This window comes from Bradyrhizobium sp. USDA 327 (genome assembly GCF_041262065.1).
In the GTDB taxonomy this organism is placed as follows: domain Bacteria; phylum Pseudomonadota; class Alphaproteobacteria; order Rhizobiales; family Xanthobacteraceae; genus Bradyrhizobium; species Bradyrhizobium liaoningense.
In genome coordinates this window covers 296,825-313,001 of the sequence record NZ_JBGCCW010000001.1, presented here as the reverse complement: position 1 = coordinate 313,001, position 16,177 = coordinate 296,825, and the positions used below count along the sequence as shown (strand labels likewise).

Sequence of the window (16,177 nt, the reverse complement as noted above, 5' to 3'; positions counted from 1 at the left end):
CTGCACTGCGCGACGCAGTTTCAGCCGGGCTTGGCCGGCTCGGATGGGCGTCGCCGGCGCGCTGCACTCGCTCGAGTCGTAATCAGCATTGAGCACCGTTAGATCTCATTGTTCTGGCAGATCGTCCAACCAGCAGGCAGCCTCGACGTGAGGCCGGGAAAAGATCTGTCCGATCTTCTCGGGAACTTTATTTTGGTGGTATCGCATGTACACGCGGCCATCGTCTGCCAAATCCAGTATTTCGATCTTTCCCGTGTAATGAGACATGATGTATTTGAACGTCTTCTCGATACCACTAAGGCGCCGGTTGACGCCGCGCGCAATCTCTATTCCCCGTCGGAGCGCAACCTGAAAATGGGATGCGCCCTTCACCGGCCTCGCTTGAAAGAGGTAGTAAGGGCGCACTCCGGTATCGTGGCATTTGGCGAACGTTTCTGCGAGGATTTTAGGGTCATCGTTGACCTTCGCGAGAAGTACGGCCTGGTTGAGGAACTGCACGCCTTGCGCTCGCAACGAGCGAACTTTGTGCTCCGCATCGGACGAGATTTCACCCACGTGATCGAAATGGGTGACGATTATCGGAGTTTTGCCTGCCTTGTGAATCCGCTCGAACAGTGTCGGCAGAGCGGAATCTTCAAACCGCCTTGGTTGATAGGCCAGCATTTTTGTGCCAAATCTGATCGAACTCAAATGATTGATAGGCAGCAGGTGGTCAAGGATCCTGTTCAGCTTGGCCGTACTAAGCACGAACGGGTCGCCTCCCGATAGTAGCACGTTGGTCATCTCAGGATGGCGAGTAATATACTGCGCGACCTGATCGAAGTCCGGTGCGATTTCATCGGAAGCCTTGCCCACGATACGCTTGCGAAAACAATAACGGCAATATGAACCGCAGCGCTCCGTCACCAGCAACAGGCCGGTCTGCGGGTACTTGTGCTGCAGTCCCGGAACGACCGTGTTGTCGTGTTCGTCGCTCGTATCCAAGGTGCCTGGGCTCTCGAACTCGTCCAGTGAGGGCTCTACAATGCGCTTCAGCTGATCGTAGTACCTGCCTTTGGCAATCTGCTCGCGATAGAACTTTGTGACATGATAAGGCGTGATGTTGTTGATCTGCAGTTCGCTCTCGCTAACTTCGCGCGTTTCTTCGATGAACTTCAGTACGCGTGCTTTGCAATCCAGCGGATCAGCTATGGTTTCCATTGCAACACCTCGTCCGTCCTGATCAGCGCATTTGATCGGTACGATCTGCTCGTCTACAGTACAGCACCAATAGTAGATCGATACCTACCTGGTGTGGTGAGGGCTACCAAATGCGAGAGTTGAGAGAGGCACTCTCGTACTCGCCGGATAGCGGGGTGCCGGGGATCAGGGCGCAGCGGCGTGCCTAAATCGTTGCCATTAGTCGACCGCGCGAGCATGCCGAAGGTACGCGACAAGCGCGCGCAAGCTTTGCCGCGCGTACAAACCCGATCGCCGCCTGCTGAAGCAAGGTGAACACCAACCCTGATTTCGAAGCGCTTTTTGAAACGCGCTCATCGATGATCAGAGCTCTGTTCTTGCGGGCCTCATATTCATGAGGTTCTTCACTGTGCTAGGCCCCTTTTGGACAGCGCCTCGCAGCCACAGGCTCGACCGCTCCATCTTTTCACTATCCAGCACAGATCCAGAGAACGCGGGCAGCCAGAACGCCTCGCCCCCGGGCGAGATCAAATCGGAAAGGTGGGTGACGTCGTCTCAGAATAGAGCTGGCCCCGGTTGTTTGGACAGCGCCCCGCTGGATTTAAGTGGATTCCTGCCGGGTTATGCTGAACGCGGGGCTTTACGATTTTGTCGTTGCGTCGGGAGGGCGTAGCCCGACCAGAGCGACGACAAAATCGTCGGCGACGGTCATGCGGCCATCACCATAGCTTGCGTGCCGAAGTAAGCCTCGTCGGGCGTGCGCCCGTCAAGGCTCGAGTGAGGGCGTCCCTGATTGTAGAAGGCCAGATACTTGGCAATTGACGCTCGCGCCTCGGACACGCTGTCGTAGGCGCGGAGATAAACTTCTTCGTATTTGACCGTGCGCCAGAGCCGCTCGACAAACACGTTGTCGCGCCAGGCGCCCTTGCCATCCATGCTGATGGCGATCTTCGCGTCCAGCAGCACATCGGTGAACTCGAGGCTGGTGAACTGGCTGCCCTGGTCCGTGTTGAAAATCGCGGGCCTGCCGTGCTTCGCCAACGCCTCCTGGACCGCTTCGACGCAGAAGGCCGCCTCCATTGTGATCGAGACGCGATGGGCCAGGACCCGTCGGCTGAACACATCGACGACCGCCGCGAGATAGACGAAGCCACGCCGCATCGGAATGTAGGTGATGTCCATTGCCCACGCATGGTCGGGCCGCTCGATCTTCAATCCGCGCAACAGGTACGGGTAGATCTTGTGACCCGGAGCCGGCTTGCTCGTGTTCGGGCGACGATAGACCGCCTCGATCCCCATGCGCTTCATCAGCGTCGCGATGTGGCGGCGACCGGCGTATACCCCCTCCCGCCGCAGCAACGATCGCAGCATACGCGCTCCCGCGAAGGGATAATCGAGATGCAGCTCATCGAGCCGACGCATCAAGGCAAGGTCCTCGGCCGAAACTGGCCGAGGTTCATAGTAGACCGTGCTGCGAGCCAGCTTCAGGACCTTCGCCTGGCGCACGATAGAAAGATCATGACCGCGGTCGATCATCGCTTTGCGCTCAGCAGGCCCGCCTTGGTGAGCGCGCCGGACAAAAAATCGTTTTCCAACGCCAGCTCGCCGATCTTGGCATGCAACGCCTTCAAATCGACCGGCGTCTCGGCCGATGTCTTGTCATGCCCAAACACGCCGGCGGCGCCTTCCAGGAGCTGGTTTTTCCAGATCGTGATCTGGTTCGGATGAACATCAAACAGTTGCGCCAGCTCCGCCAGTGTCTTGTCTCCTTTGACCGCAGCCAAAGCAACCTTCGCCTTGAATGCCGGAGAATGCGTCCGGCGGCTCTTCTTCGTCATCTTCGCTCCTGATTCGCAGCAAGAATCCTCGCCGCTGTCAGGCAGAAAATCCACTCAAGCTACTGTCCGAATTTGCGGGGCCAGCTCTGAATCGCCGCGCGACTTCATCGGAATCAGCACTGGGTTCCAGATACTGCTTGACCAACATCTGCGCGACGCGGTCCGCGACGACCAGAATGTCAGAGGACGGATGCCGCCGTTGCCTTGGGAATCTACATGCGCCTTACCGCTGGCGCGAAGTAGCTTCTCGACACAAAGCGATTCCGGGGATTGTAGAGGTTGTTTCCAAGATCCCGCGCAAATTCTCCAAGCTCTGACCATCGACGCCCGCCGCCTTTCCATTCAATGCCACCAGCTGGTAGGCCTCCCAGACCATACGCTTGATGATGGGCAACGGTTTGTCCGGCGTGATAACGCTCCTCCTGACAAAGCCTTGGCGTCCGATGTCGGACAGGGTAACGCATCCCCTTCGCTCCATGCATGGCTATTGCAGCCACTTCAACGCTACTACAAGCTGCACCGCCCCTGTCTCGGAGTATTGGTATTCTCCCTCGTGGTGAGCGCCACTTGCGGATTTCACTTAACACCCCGAGCCAAATTCCCTCGTTCCCCATTGAAGCCTGTGATGAGGTCATGCCGCCTATACACCCCGTTATGACAGCGTCTGGACCCATTTCGATGCCTCATCGGCGGTTCGCTTGCGCTCATCTTCTCATCGCTCACCTGATGGCGTAGTCCGCCGCCTTTTTCCCCAACGCTCACCACTACGTCTCTTAAACGCAGCAGCGTGGGGTGGTTTGAAGTCCGCCCCTGCAGGCCGGCTCCGGGAGGGCAACTCCCGTCTTCAACACAATTGCGGCGGCAGATACGCACCAGCTATGAGGCACACGGAAATACGGGTCGCCGACCCAGCGCTTGCACAGCCCCTCATGACAGCCAGTAAATGTGCTTGAGCAGCAACGGCCGGATCATGAAGCAGGTCGCGATCCCGGGGTGACCATTCTCGCTGTAGAGCAGCGCGGCGCGATCTCGCAGTCGATCCAGTCCCAATCGACCTTGCCGGCGAGCTGAACCAGCTCGTGCTTCATATTGATGATCTGGTCCAGCCTGGCCCGGAACAGATCCCCCGATCACGTCGTACTGTGCTTCTTCGGTCGCATCGCCAACTCCGATGCGACGACGGAAGCACAACGGGCGACTCGACGGAATCTTGAGTGTTCTGTGAGGTTCGCGGGGCAAAGACCAGCGGCGCGCTGTGCCGCGGGTGGCGACCTCATAGAGGCCGGGATTGAACGAAGCCGCGATTTGTAAGCCGTATGGCTATAGTGCAGCCAGTGCGGCTGCAGGGAAGGCGCGCCTGTGGTCGTCGTGCGGTGGTGATCCTCTAGCCAAAAATGCTCCAGTGTGCAGGCCGCAGCTAAGCGCCGCTGGACCGAAGCTTCAGGGGCAGGTCATCGGGCGAATAGCGCGCAATCACCGCCCCCCAGCGAACATCGTGTGCGGCGCGACCATTGGCGCCAAAAAGGCCTCCGATGGGCATACCGGAGGCCTTTCTTTGGAGGTTTACCGTAGAACTACTTTTCTCTCCTTCCGTTCACCGAACAATCTCACCAATTGCGCTGAGCACGGAGCAGCAGACTAACCGTGTTTTGGTCCTTCAGCTCGTATGTAGCTGCGGGCTTTGCCACAAGTGGAACAGCCGCCGTCGTCGTAATTGTCCCGTCAAACTTTTGGTCGAGGTGAGTCCAGACCACGTCTGCCGAGAACGTAAGGTTCTTCACCGGCGTCCAGCGGGTTATAAGACCGAGCTGTGCGACATTGAAATCCGGATTGCACGTGGTGATACCAGCAGTCGGTGCGCCCAAGCCCAGGATCGCAGCGCAAACGAGAGCCGAACCACCGCTACCGTACTTCAGCTGAGCGTACGCGCCGTAGATCGCACTGTTCCAGTACGGATTCCAGTTGTGGGTATAAGCGCCCCGGAAGCCCCAAGTCTGGACCGTGGAAATGCCAGCTCCGGGCCCAAACACACCGTCAGCAGCGGCTGCAAGCCCAATGCTCTGGTAGGCACCCGGAACGCTGGTACCGCCAAACATAGCAAAGTTTTGCGGAGCCAAGCTCTGGAAGTTGTAGCGGGTAGCACCATCGGTGTAGACCGCTTGCATGTTGATGGTGTCACCGGGGCCGGTCGGAAGATTCTTGATCGACAATGCCAGCTGAGCAGCCCAACCCCATTTGTCGCCCGGATGACCGGTCGGCTCTGTCGCGCCGTAGTACGCAGCATGATTGTTATGCGCTGCGACCGACGCCTGAAAAAGGCCCCAAGCCTGATCGACGCGGAACATGCCCTGTATATCAGGAGCCCTCGTTCCGCCAAAGTCATTGGCGCCAAAGTTGCCAGAACCGAAGCCTGCCACTGACGTAAGGCCGGCACCGACATTATATAGGTTACTCTGGTAGTAAGCGGTCGGATCAACAGCCGAGATCGATGCGGTGATGCCCTCGCCGAAGTCTGCGGTGTAGGTAAGCTGGTTTACTCCAGTCACTGTGCCGCCGCCGCCGACCAGACCGTCGAAGTTGTTGCCAGGGTAATTAGTCCAAGGCGCGTCGAACTGCGAGACGGCCTTACCTATGGTGAACCCAGCGAATTGGATGAAGGCGTAGTACACGCCAAGCGTGCCGCCAGCAACCGCGCCCGCATTGGCGTTGCTCGGCGCACCAACGCCCGTGCTGCCAAGCTGTGAGTACACCGTAGCACCGGCAGTTATAGCGCGACGATCTGGGTCGGAAGAGCGCGGCGATCAGGATGGCGAGTCAGTGTCGCGGCGCGATGATGATCGCCGCGATGATTGTCGCGCGCAAGAGTTTTGTTTGCTTTGATTGTCGCGGAGCGTCAATCAAGCGAGCGTTTTTTGTGTCGCGTGCTCCGGTGGCCGCCCTGGACCACGCTTTCGCTCGAGGGCAGTCCGCCTGCGATAGCTCTCGACGTTCATCTCGACGATGGTGGCGTGGTGAACAAGGCGATCGATCGCCGCGAGGGTCATAGCTGGGTCCGGAAAGACCTTGTTCCATTCTCCAAAGGGCTGATTGGCGGTGATCAGCAAAGAGCGTCGCTCGTAGCGTGCGCTGATGAGCTCGAACAGCACACTGGTCTCGGCCTGGTCCTTGGTGACATAGGCAAGATCGTCCAAGATGACGAGATCGAAGCGATCGAGGCGGTTGATGGCGCCCTCGAGGTTGAGCTCGCGGCGAGCCACCTGGAGCTTCTGCACGAGATCGGTGGTGCGGGTGAACAGGACGCGCCATCCGTTCTCGATGAGGGCCAAGCCGATTGCTGCCGCCAAGTGGCTCTTGCCTCCACCGGGCGGACCAAACAGCAGCAGATTGGCGCCCTTGCCGAGCCAGCCGTCGCCGGCGGCGAGTGCGGTCATTTGCGCCTTGGAGATCATCGGCACGGCCTCGAAGTCGAAGCTGTCAAAGGTCTTTCCGGTAGGCAGCCGCGCCTCGACGAGATGGCGCTCGATGCGGCGGCGGCCGCGCTCAGCGATCTCGTGCTCGGCAATGGTGGCGAGGAAGCGCGCCGCCGGCCAGCCTTCTATATCGGATTGCTCGGCAAATTGCGGCCACAGCGCCTTGATGGCGGGCAGCCGCAGCTCGTTGAGCAACAGATTGAGGCGCGCGGTGTCGACTACGTTGGTTGTGCTCATGCGGCGCCTCCGATCTCGGCGGTACCGATGAGGCATTCATAGGTGGCGAGCGGTGCGAGGCGTACCACGACGTTCGGCACCTGGGCGGGATCCGGGGCGAAGTGAGTACGTAGCCGGTTGAGGTCGGGCAGCCGGCCGTCGTTCAGGTCAGCCGTGAGCTGATTGGCGAGTTCGGCCTCGCAACCGCGCTCATGGGCGAGTGCGAGGAGATCGACCATGATCCGGCAGGCCTTCTTGTCCGGTAAGCGTTTGCGCAAGACGTCGAAGGCTCGGCGGTAAGCTTCCCGGGGGAACAGCTGGTCGCGGTAGACCAGGTTGAGGAGCGCCATCGGCTTGCGCCGCAAGGAATGGATCACGTGTCGATAATCGACGACCTGATCGTGCTTGCCATTGGGATGCGGCCGCCCGCGCGGCAAGGTGAGGAGATGCGTGCCGCCGACAAACACGTCGAGGTGATCGTCATACAGGCGCACCCGCAGCCGATGGCCGATCAAGCGCGACGGCACCGTGTAGAACACCTTGCGCAAGGTGAAGCCGCCGGACGACGTCACGTGGACGATCACCTCTTCATAGTCCGACGTGCGGCGGTCCGGCAGATCCTGAAGTGCGCTACGTTCACTGTCGATCCGCTTGGCGTTGCGGGCATTGCGGCGGCTGGCGATCTCATCGATGAAGCCACGATAGGCAGCTAGATCGTCGAAGTCGGCGGTGCCACGCAGCAACAGCGCGTCGCCGATCGCTCGCTTGAGATGACCATGCGAACTCTCGATCGCCCCGTTCTCGTGGGCGATGCCACGATTGTTGCGGGAAGGCCGCATGCCGTAATGGGCACAGAGGTCTTCGTATCGCCGCGTCAGATCGTCTTTGGCGTCGCGGTCGAGATTGCAAAAGGCGGCCGACAGGCTGTCGGTGCGATGCTCCCGTGGCGCCCCACCGAGTGACCACAAGGCATTCTGCAGGCCTTCGGCCAGAGCGACGAAGCTCTCACCGCCGAGCACGACATGGGCGTGCTCAAACCCGGAATAGGCCAGCCGGAAGTGATAGAGACGATGGTCGAGCGGTACGCCCGCGATCGTGACACCCAATTCGCCCATGTCGGTGAAGTCGGACAGGCCGCGCTGACCGGGTTCGTGGGTCTGGCGGAAGATGACCTCCTGCTCCTCGCCGTGGATCGCCCGCCAGGCCCGGATCCGGCGCTCCAGCGTGCGACGGATGCCGGCGCCGAGCTCGGGATGGCGTCGGAGCAACTCCTCGAAGATCGTGACCGGCCGCACACCGGGGGCGGCCTTCAGCATCGGCGCGATATCTGTCTCAAATACGCGGGCCAAGGGATCTGGCCGGCGACGGCCGCGGGGAGCCTTCTTCTGCGACGGAAGGCGTCGATCCTTCTCGATCCGGTAAGCGGTCGAGGTGCTGAACGAAGCCTTGGCGGCGGCCACGGGTGGGCTATCGGTCTGACGGTACTTCATGTAGAGCCTCATTTGGTGATCGGTAATGTGTCGGCCTGGCACGCGAGTGATTCCTCTTGGCGGAAGAACCACTTGCATAACCAGCCGGCCGCGATCACCAGTCGGCGCGGTCCGCTGTGGATCGCGCCGACGCCGGGCTCGTAACTCCGGTCGGGCTACGCCCTCCCTGCGTCACGAGCCCGGCGTAGCCCTCTCATCATGGTCGACGCTCCACTTCCATCCTGTTCGCCGCGCGGCAGGCAGTAGTACCACTTCCCGAGTATGCGTCGGTTGTCCAACTGAACGTCGCGTCAAAGAACGTGCGGACCACGCCGTACTCGGTCGCGGTGCGCGTATCGATGTTGAAGTCTTCGCGCGCCTTAGTGAAGTAGTAGTTCGTCAGGCGGTTCTGAGCACCCTGAACACCACTGTAGTTACCGTTAAATACGCTCGCACTGAGAGACGTTTCTGCACGCAGGTAACCACCCAACTTGATGCAGGTATCAGTGCCCGGGATGTAGTAGAACCCGGCGCCGTACAGGGAGCAAATCTTCACAAACTCGACGGCTTTTGCCTTTACTGGTAGGTCGGCCGCCTAAGCCGTCCCCATGCCGATCAATCCGGCGGTTGAGCCGAAAAGAACGCTCCTCACGTTAATCATGTATTAGACCTCCAAGTTGCCTCAACTCAAAAGAAGTCGGCTCGACGTTTTCCGACGACTACCAACTGCTTTCGCCCCCAATTCATCCTTGACTTGCGGGGCCACCTCGAACGCCACCGATCGATTGACCAGCTGACTAGCGTCGCGATACGGATGATTCCGCTCTCGCCAAACAATGCCTGATCGAGCTCGTGAACGGCGCACTAACTTTGTACGAAACAAACAAACACGCGGGTTGGCTTCACAGCTGTGATCAATTGGAGGCACAACCGTCCGATCCGTACATAGAGTCGCAACGAGTGACTCGAAAACTCGCTGTGCGCGACAGCATTGCAGAGCGCCAGTGCGGTGATGAGTGGGCCTGGATCTGAGCGACCTATTGCGGAGCTCTTCGCACCACTCGCGGCGCCAGCATGGTGATCGCGATCACTACCAGCTGACGCTATCTGCACGTGGATCGGGTTTTTTGACCACAGAGCACGGTGCGATGGGTACCTACCAAGTGGCGGGATCTTACCGATATCGAGGTCGGGTCGGCCCCGCGGCGTGATCGGCAATCGACAGCCCAGTTTGCTGCAGACACGCTGGCGCAACCACGAAGCCGCGACCGCGCTTTGCCTTGATGTCACTACGGCGCCTCTTGCCTTCGAGACGGCGCTGCTTGGAGGCGAAGGTCGACCGCTTCGCGTGGCGCGGCCTCGGCCGCGCCACGGCCTTTTTGAGGATTTCCACGAGGCAGCCGACGGCGTCTTGGCGGTTGCGCTCCTGGGTGCGGAAGCGCTGGGCGTGGATCACGATGACGCCGCCCTTGGTCATGCGCTGGCCGGCGATGCGGGCGAGCCGGATCGCGGCATCCTCGGGCAAGGTTAGCTTGCGCGTGTCGAAGCGCAGCTGGGCCGAGGTCGAGACCTTGTTGACGTTCTGCCCGCCCGGGCCGGAGGCGCGGACAAAGCCGATCTCGAGTCGTCCTCGTCGATGACGAGTTCGAGGGATATCCGCAGCATGATGGCACCGTTCGTGATGTCCGGACATATCGCGGACGTCCACGTTCGGCAAATGGCGGTCATGGGAAATGCAAATGGCCGGGGCGGGCCCGGCCATTTCAGGAAGCAAGAAGCGGTCAGTTCGACTGCTAGTTCGAATTGCTAATTCGACTTGGGCGACGTGGCCGCCGGTTGCGCGGCGGCCTGCGGGGCGCGGCCGACGACGACCGTCAGCAGGCCCTGGCCCCAGAGCCGCTCGGCGGCGACCTTGGCATCATCCAGCGTCACCGCATCGACGAGGGCATTGCGCTTCTCGATATAGTCGATCGGCAGCTTGTCCTGCTGGTACTGCAGCAGCGCCTGGGCGAGCTTGGAGGAGGTGTCGAGCGCCAGCATCTGCGAGCCCTTGAGGTAGGACTTGGCCTCGTCGAGCTCCTTCTGCGTCGGGCCCTCCTCGGCGATGCGGCGTACCTCCTTCTCGATGGCGTCGATGGTGTCGCCGGCACGGTCGGCGCGGGTGCCGGTATTGCCGATAACGACCGCCGAATGCTCCATCCAGAGCAGCGATTCGAACACCGAATAGGCGAGGCCACGCTTCTCGCGCACCTCGCGATAGAGCCGCGACGACAGTCCGCCGCCGCCGAGGATGTGGTTGACGACATCGGCCGCCATGAAGTTGGGATCGCTGCGCTTCACGCCGGGGCCACCGAAGGTGATGACGGTCTGCGGCACGTCCAGTGGAACGAAGGCGCGCTGTGGCGGCTTGGCCGCCTCGATGTCGGGAACCGGCGTGAGTTTGGCTTTTGCGGGCAGGCTGCCAAAAGTGTGGTCGAGCAGCTTGCCGAGGGTCTCGGGATCGACGTCGCCGACCACCGCGATCTTCAGCCCATCCTTGGCGAGCACGCGGCCGACATAATCCTTCAGATCGGCGACCGTGAGGGTCGGCACGCTGTCCAGCGTGCCATTGGTCTGCCGGCCATAGGGATGGTCGCCGAACGCGACCTCCAGGAATTTGCGGCTCGCCAGCGACGACGGATTGGTGGTCTCGCGGCGCAGGCCCGAGATCACCTGTGAGCGGATGCGCTCGACGTCGGCGGTGTCGAAATGCGGCGAGGTCAGCGCGCTCCTGAGCAGGTCGAAGGCCTCGTCCTTGTTGTCGCGCAGCATCCGCAGGCTGCCGCGGAACGTATCGCGGGTGGCGCTGAAGGAGAGCTCGATGGCGCGGCGGTCGAGCCGCTCATGGAAGGTCTTGGAGTCGAGATCGCCGGAGCCCTCGTCGAGGAGGTCGCCGACCAGATTGGCGACGCCGGATTTGTCCTTGGGATCCTGCGCCGAGCCGCCGGCAAAGGAATATTCCATGGCGATCAGCGGCACGGTCGCATCCTGTACGAACCAGGCTTCGATGCCGCCCGGCGAAGTCAGGTGCTGGATCTTTGCGGCCGCCTGTGACGGCGAGACCGTAGCCAGCGCGAGTGCGGCGCCGGTGGCAAGCGAGAATGCAACGCGTCGAAGGAAGGGATAGGTCACGAACGCTTCTCCTCGCGCTTGGCGGCACTGGTGTCCTTGATCAGATAGCCCGTCACCGAACGCTTCTTCTCGAGCCATTTCTGCGCGACGGCGCGCACCTGTTCGGCGGTGACCGCGCGGATGCGGTCCGGCCAACTCCTGATGTCCTCGATCGACAGGCCTGTGGTCAGGGCGCCGCCATACCAGCTCGCCAGCACGGCCTGATCGTCCTGGGCGTAGATCGCTTCCGCAATGAGCTGGGTCTTCACCCGCTCCAGGTCCTCGGCGCGGATCGGGTTCTGTGCGATGTCGGCGATGACGCCGTCGACCACTTGCTCGACATCGGCAAAGCTGACGCCCGGTTTCGGCGAGGCCGAGATTGCGAACTGGGTCGGATCGAGCGAGATGCTTGAATAGCTGGCGCTGGCGGAGACCGCGAGCGGCTTGTCGACCACGAGCGCGCGGTAGAGATAGGAATTGCTGCCGCTGCCCATCAGCTGCGCCAGCACGTCGAGGGCTGCGCTCTCGCCGGCTGCGGCCGTCGTTGCGGAAGGTGCCAGATAGTAGCGGCACAGGCTCGGCTGCTCCACGAGCGGGTCGGCCAGCGTGACGGTGCGCGGGGCGGCGGGCTCGGGCTCCTGCGGGCGCACGCGGCGCGCCGGTATCGCGGGCTGGGCCGGAATGGCGCCGAAATTGCGCTCGACCAGCGGACGGATGTCGGCGGCTTCCACGTCGCCGGCGATCACCAGGATCGCGTTGTTCGGCGCGTAGAAGCGGCGGTAGAAGGCCAGCGCGTCCTCGCGATCGAGCTTCTCGATCTCTTGCCGCCAACCGATGATCGGCCGTCCATAGGGGTGATTGAGATAGAGCGCTCTCTCGATCTGTTCGTTCAACCGCGCTCCGGGGCTGTTGGCGACCCGCATGTTGTACTCTTCGAGCACGACGTCGCGTTCCGGCAGCACGTCCTCATTCTTGAGGATCAGGCCGGTCATGCGATCGGCCTCGAACTCCATCATGGTCGGCAACTGCTCCTTCGGCACGCGCTGGTAGTAGTTGGTGCCGTCGACCGAGGTCGAGGCGTTATCGTTGCCGCCGACCCGAAACACGTTTTGGGAGAATTCGCCGAGCGGGTGCTTCTCCGTGCCCTTAAACATCAGGTGTTCGAGAAAATGGGCGAGCCCGGATTTGCCCGGCTCCTCATCTGCGGAGCCCACTTTGTACCAGATCATCTGCGTCACCACCGGTGTCCGATGGTCAGGGATTACGACCACCTGCAGGCCGTTGCCAAGCGTAAAGCTGGTGAGGGGCATGGACTTCGCAAGAGTCTCGGCTGAGGCGCCATCTATTAAGAAGGCGCGCATCAGCACCAGTGCTAGAACGCAAACGACCGTTCGAGGTGAGGACGTCGGCAGCATTGACAGCAGTCGCTGTCGAATTTTCGAAAGGAAAGACCGATCGTGCGGCCGATTGGACGCGGCATCATTATCAATATCGTTCGTCAGCTGCGGGATCGGGACGGCTTTTTGCAAGCTACATTGCATTTCGGTCTGGATGAGGAATGAGGTCATCATCGAAGTCATCTAGAGGATGCTCCATGCTTTTGGCTATCAATCGACAGATCGCGCTTGCTCCAGGGGATACCATCGGCCGGCGCGTCGGCGGCTAACCCAAAAGCATCAGTCGTGCCAAAGAAGAAACTGTTTAAATTACAGCGTGGTCACCCGAAGCACTCTGTCCGTATCTTTACACATCGTCGTACATCAGACACGGTGTGGCTATCTAGGGACCCCTCTTTTGCGGACCCGCTTGGCGTTACTGGTGCCGACCACTATGTGTAGCAGGAGACTCTAGAATGGCATGATCGAGTGCATGGGTGGCCGCGATCAGCGCCAGTCCGAGAGCTTGTGCAAGGTCCCCGTGCAGTGCCACAAGCGCGCGAGTTTTCATGCGCTAGACTAAACATGCGATGGCAATTCCTCGTGACGTCGAGGGGACAGTTTTGCACCGCGCGCGACATCAAGCATTCACGTGTCGAAAATCGTCGCGATGTTTCTTTTTCTGATAAAAGCGGCGGCATTTGTGAATGCGGTCGGTCAGGCGCCCATGCTCTCGCGTAATTCTGGATTTAATCCCGCTGAGACAATCGATTGGCGCCGGCGCTTCGAGATTCTTGGTGTGCGATCGTTCTTAGTCCGCCTGCCGAAGAGGATGCAGCTGTCCCCACCAGATGTTCGACATGGATTTGAAAACTCACTCGAATGAGCAAAGCGCGTAAGGCTTTCCTCCGGACGCGGCGGTTCTCTGCCATAGGCAAAACCCGCCGACATTCGACTTCTAGCGCCCCCTTACCTGTTCTGACCACGTTGGGCGGAAGTCGTTAGGGTCCTCTGCGCCTTCGGCAGAAACCAGATGCGAACTTGACTGAAGAACTCCTAGTGCCAGTGGGGCATGCTCATGCGCGACCAACTCGGGCAGGCGAGCATGTCCTGATGTGCAGGCTTGCCTCGACGGCGGTGCGGTCAAGATCGAGCCCAAGCGGCATAATGTTGATGAACAGGCCCATCGTGCGGCGGCACCGGCGCCGCCATGCATGCGGCCGAACAGCACCGTGCGAACACCACCTGCTCACGGCCGCTGCTGCGCGCGACCACCTACCCCACACCAGGTGGCAGAGGCTAGCCAGGGTCACATCAAGCCGCCGCGCCTGGCCGCGCACCCGCGCATCCTGCGGCAGCGTCCGCCGTCCCTCCGTGATCCCGCTGCCGTCGCCGTCGGACCTCGCTTAAGCCGAACGGCCGGCCCGGCTCAACCATATCTGCGAGCCACGTCCGGAAGAACTCCTCATGCGCCTTTGCATCAACGCTCACGCGCGCCTCCGTCACCACATTGCAAAAGGGATGTGGGATTATCAGGCTATGCTCATGTCCCTCCAGCACGGCCAAATAGCTCTAGGGCTACGGAGATGCGGCCAGCGGTGTTTTAGGCTCCCCTTCCGCCGAGAGCGGACCGAACTCGATGGCCTGCCGCTCGAACAAACTGCGATAGATGCCACCGGGTTGCACGATGAGTGCCGGATGCGTGCCCTGCTCGACGATCTCGCCGCGATCGAACACCAGGATGCGGTCGAGGCCGCGCACCGTCGACAGGCGGTGCGCGATTACGATCGAGGTGCGGTCCTTCATCAGCCGTTCCATCGCTTCTTGGATCAGCGCTTCCGATTCCGAATCCAGGCTCGACGTCGCCTCGTCCAGGATCAACACTGGCGCATCGGCAAGGAACGCGCGCGCCAGCGCAACGCGCTGCCGCTCGCCGCCCGACAGATTTACGCCGCGCTCACCCACCAGTGTGCCGTAGCCCTTCGGCGATCGTATGATGAAGTCATGCGCATTGGCGAGCCTCGCCGCCTGTTTGATCGCCGCCATGCTGGCGCCCGGTCGGCCATAGGCGATGTTTTCAGCCAGCGAGCGGTGAAACAGGATCGGCTCCTGCTCCACGATCGCGATCTGGCTGCGCAACGATCGTTGCGTGGCCAGCGCGATGTCCTGCCCGTCGATCAGGATCCGGCCGCCGGAGACGTCGTAGAGCCGCTGAAGCAGCTTGACGAACGTGGTCTTGCCGGAGCCGGAGCGGCCCACCAGACCGATCCGCTCGCCGGCGCGGATGTTGATCGACAATCCGTCGTAGAGCGGCACGCGATCGCTGTCATAACGGAAGGTGACGTCCTCGAACGTGATCATCCCACCGTGAATGTCGATCGGCTTGGCGTCGGGGGCATCGACAATTCCGATCGGCTCGCCATAGATGGCAACCAGTTCCTCCATGTCGTTCACCGAGCGCTGCAGATTGTTGATGTGCATCCCTACTTCGCGCAAATAGGCGTGGATGATGTAATAGCTTGTCAACACATAGGTGACGTCGCCCGGAGAGGCGCGCCCCGCTATCCACAGCAGGATGGCGCCGCCGATCACCGAAGCACGAAAGCACAAGAGCATCACGAACTGCACCGTACTCGTGCCGTTGGACCGCAGCCAGGTGCGCTGCACCCTCGCCCGCCAGCGTCTGACGACACCGTCAAGCCGCGCATCCTCACGCGCCTCAGCACCGAAAGATTTCGCCACAGTATTGCAAGTGAGCGCGTCCGCTAGCGTGCCGCTGACTTTGCTGTCCCAGGCGTTGGAGACCCGCGCCGCCGGCGCGATGTAGCCGATCGTCAATGCCGTCGTGATGGCAACATAGATCACTGCGCCGAGGCCGATCACGGCGCCGAGCTCGGGCCAATGCAGGCCGAGCAGGATCGTCGAGCCCACGAGCACCGCGAGCGACGGCAACAACGCCATCAGGATCGAATTGTTAAGCAGGTCGAGCGCCCACATGCCGCGGGTGATCTTGCGCACGGTCGAGCCGGCGAACGAGTTAGCGTGCCAGTCGGTTGAGAAGCGCTGCACGCGCATGAAGGCCCCACGGGCCACATCCGACATGGTCTTCAGCGTGAACGGCACGATCGCCTGCAAACCCGTAAACCGCAACATAATCGAGAGCAGACCAAGGGCGAGGATACCAGCGAACGCAATCAGTGCCGCATGTCGCGCCGCTTGGTCGGAGGGGCCCGACGTCAATGCATCCACCAGACGGCCGGAATAGACCGGCATGAACAGGTCGGCGACCGTCGCCCCTAAGAAGCCAACGAGGATGATCGCGGCACGGACTGGCTGCTTCAGCCAGTGCTCCAACGCAAACGGGAGAACCAAGCCGATTGCGGCGGGTCGTTTGTCATCTTGACTGGTCATGGCGCTAGGGGTTTGTGGCGCACGCGGTGTAAAAAACGGTCGATCCAGACCCGATGTGCCCAATGCTT

8 protein-coding genes and 4 pseudogenes are annotated in these 16,177 nt (G+C 61.1%); 1 reads left to right on the top strand and 11 read right to left on the bottom strand.

Annotated elements, in window-relative coordinates; all coding sequences use genetic code 11:
• Window positions 1–105: 105 nt before the first annotated feature.
• From ABIA42_RS01405 to ABIA42_RS01360, 10 genes and pseudogenes are all read right to left on the bottom strand, one after another.
• On the bottom strand, window positions 106–1,200 hold the full coding sequence (locus ABIA42_RS01405; RefSeq protein ID WP_370115766.1) for a KamA family radical SAM protein: 1,095 nt from the start codon (window positions 1,198–1,200) through the stop codon (window positions 106–108).
• Window positions 1,201–1,887: 687 nt separating this feature from the next.
• Window positions 1,888–3,017, bottom strand: a protein-coding gene (locus tag ABIA42_RS01400; RefSeq protein WP_109866565.1) for an IS3-like element ISRj2 family transposase whose coding sequence is annotated in 2 segments (ribosomal slippage) — window positions 1,888–2,765 and window positions 2,765–3,017 — 1,131 coding nt in all. Because the reading frame shifts where the segments join, the coding sequence is not laid out codon by codon here.
• Between the two features lie 887 nt (window positions 3,018–3,904).
• Window positions 3,905–4,138, bottom strand: a pseudogene (locus tag ABIA42_RS01395) (IS5/IS1182 family transposase); the annotation flags it as partial.
• A gap of 486 nt (window positions 4,139–4,624) precedes the next feature.
• Window positions 4,625–5,776, bottom strand: a pseudogene (locus tag ABIA42_RS01390) (porin); the annotation flags it as partial.
• A 138-nt stretch (window positions 5,777–5,914) separates the two neighbouring features.
• Complete coding sequence (gene istB / locus ABIA42_RS01385; protein WP_014497900.1) at window positions 5,915–6,724, bottom strand: IS21-like element ISBj11 family helper ATPase IstB; 810 nt, start codon at window positions 6,722–6,724, stop codon at window positions 5,915–5,917.
• Complete coding sequence (gene istA / locus ABIA42_RS01380) at window positions 6,721–8,271, bottom strand: IS21-like element ISBj11 family transposase (protein ID WP_080769320.1); 1,551 nt, start codon at window positions 8,269–8,271, stop codon at window positions 6,721–6,723. Before istA ends, istB begins: the two co-directional genes overlap by 4 nt.
• 166 nt (window positions 8,272–8,437) lie before the next feature.
• A pseudogene (locus ABIA42_RS01375) lies at window positions 8,438–8,833 on the bottom strand (porin); the annotation flags it as partial.
• A 597-nt stretch (window positions 8,834–9,430) separates the two neighbouring features.
• A pseudogene (arfB, locus tag ABIA42_RS01370) lies at window positions 9,431–9,837 on the bottom strand (alternative ribosome rescue aminoacyl-tRNA hydrolase ArfB); the annotation flags it as partial.
• Window positions 9,838–9,978: 141 nt separating this feature from the next.
• Window positions 9,979–11,343: a pitrilysin family protein gene (locus ABIA42_RS01365; protein WP_038950801.1), complete on the bottom strand. Its 1,365-nt coding sequence runs from the start codon at window positions 11,341–11,343 to the stop codon at window positions 9,979–9,981.
• Entirely contained in the window at window positions 11,340–12,683 is a 1,344-nt protein-coding gene (locus ABIA42_RS01360; RefSeq protein ID WP_370123675.1) for a M16 family metallopeptidase, read from the bottom strand. The genes ABIA42_RS01365 and ABIA42_RS01360 overlap by 4 nt, the downstream gene beginning before the upstream one ends.
• Before the next feature lie 667 nt (window positions 12,684–13,350).
• Here ABIA42_RS01360 and ABIA42_RS01355 point away from each other — a divergent pair.
• A complete protein-coding gene (locus ABIA42_RS01355) occupies window positions 13,351–13,584 on the top strand; it encodes a hypothetical protein (protein ID WP_148311848.1) in 234 nt (77 codons plus the stop codon).
• A 692-nt stretch (window positions 13,585–14,276) separates the two neighbouring features.
• Here ABIA42_RS01355 and ABIA42_RS01350 read toward each other — a convergent pair.
• Window positions 14,277–16,109: an ABC transporter ATP-binding protein gene (locus ABIA42_RS01350; protein WP_370115769.1), complete on the bottom strand. Its 1,833-nt coding sequence runs from the start codon at window positions 16,107–16,109 to the stop codon at window positions 14,277–14,279.
• Between the last annotated feature and the right edge of the window lie 68 nt (window positions 16,110–16,177).

What these genes read in the sequence shown, in the direction of transcription:
- ABIA42_RS01405 (WP_370115766.1), bottom strand. Translation starts at nt 1,200, where the DNA reads ATGGAAACCATAGCTGATCCGCTGGATTGCAAAGCACGCGTACTGAAG.
- istB (WP_014497900.1), bottom strand. Translation starts at nt 6,724, where the DNA reads ATGAGCACAACCAACGTAGTCGACACCGCGCGCCTCAATCTGTTGCTC.
- ABIA42_RS01360 (WP_370123675.1), bottom strand. Translation starts at nt 12,683, where the DNA reads ATGCGCGCCTTCTTAATAGATGGCGCCTCAGCCGAGACTCTTGCGAAG.
- istA (WP_080769320.1), bottom strand. Translation starts at nt 8,271, where the DNA reads ATGCAAGTGGTTCTTCCGCCAAGAGGAATCACTCGCGTGCCAGGCCGA.
- ABIA42_RS01350 (WP_370115769.1), bottom strand. Translation starts at nt 16,109, where the DNA reads ATGACCAGTCAAGATGACAAACGACCCGCCGCAATCGGCTTGGTTCTC.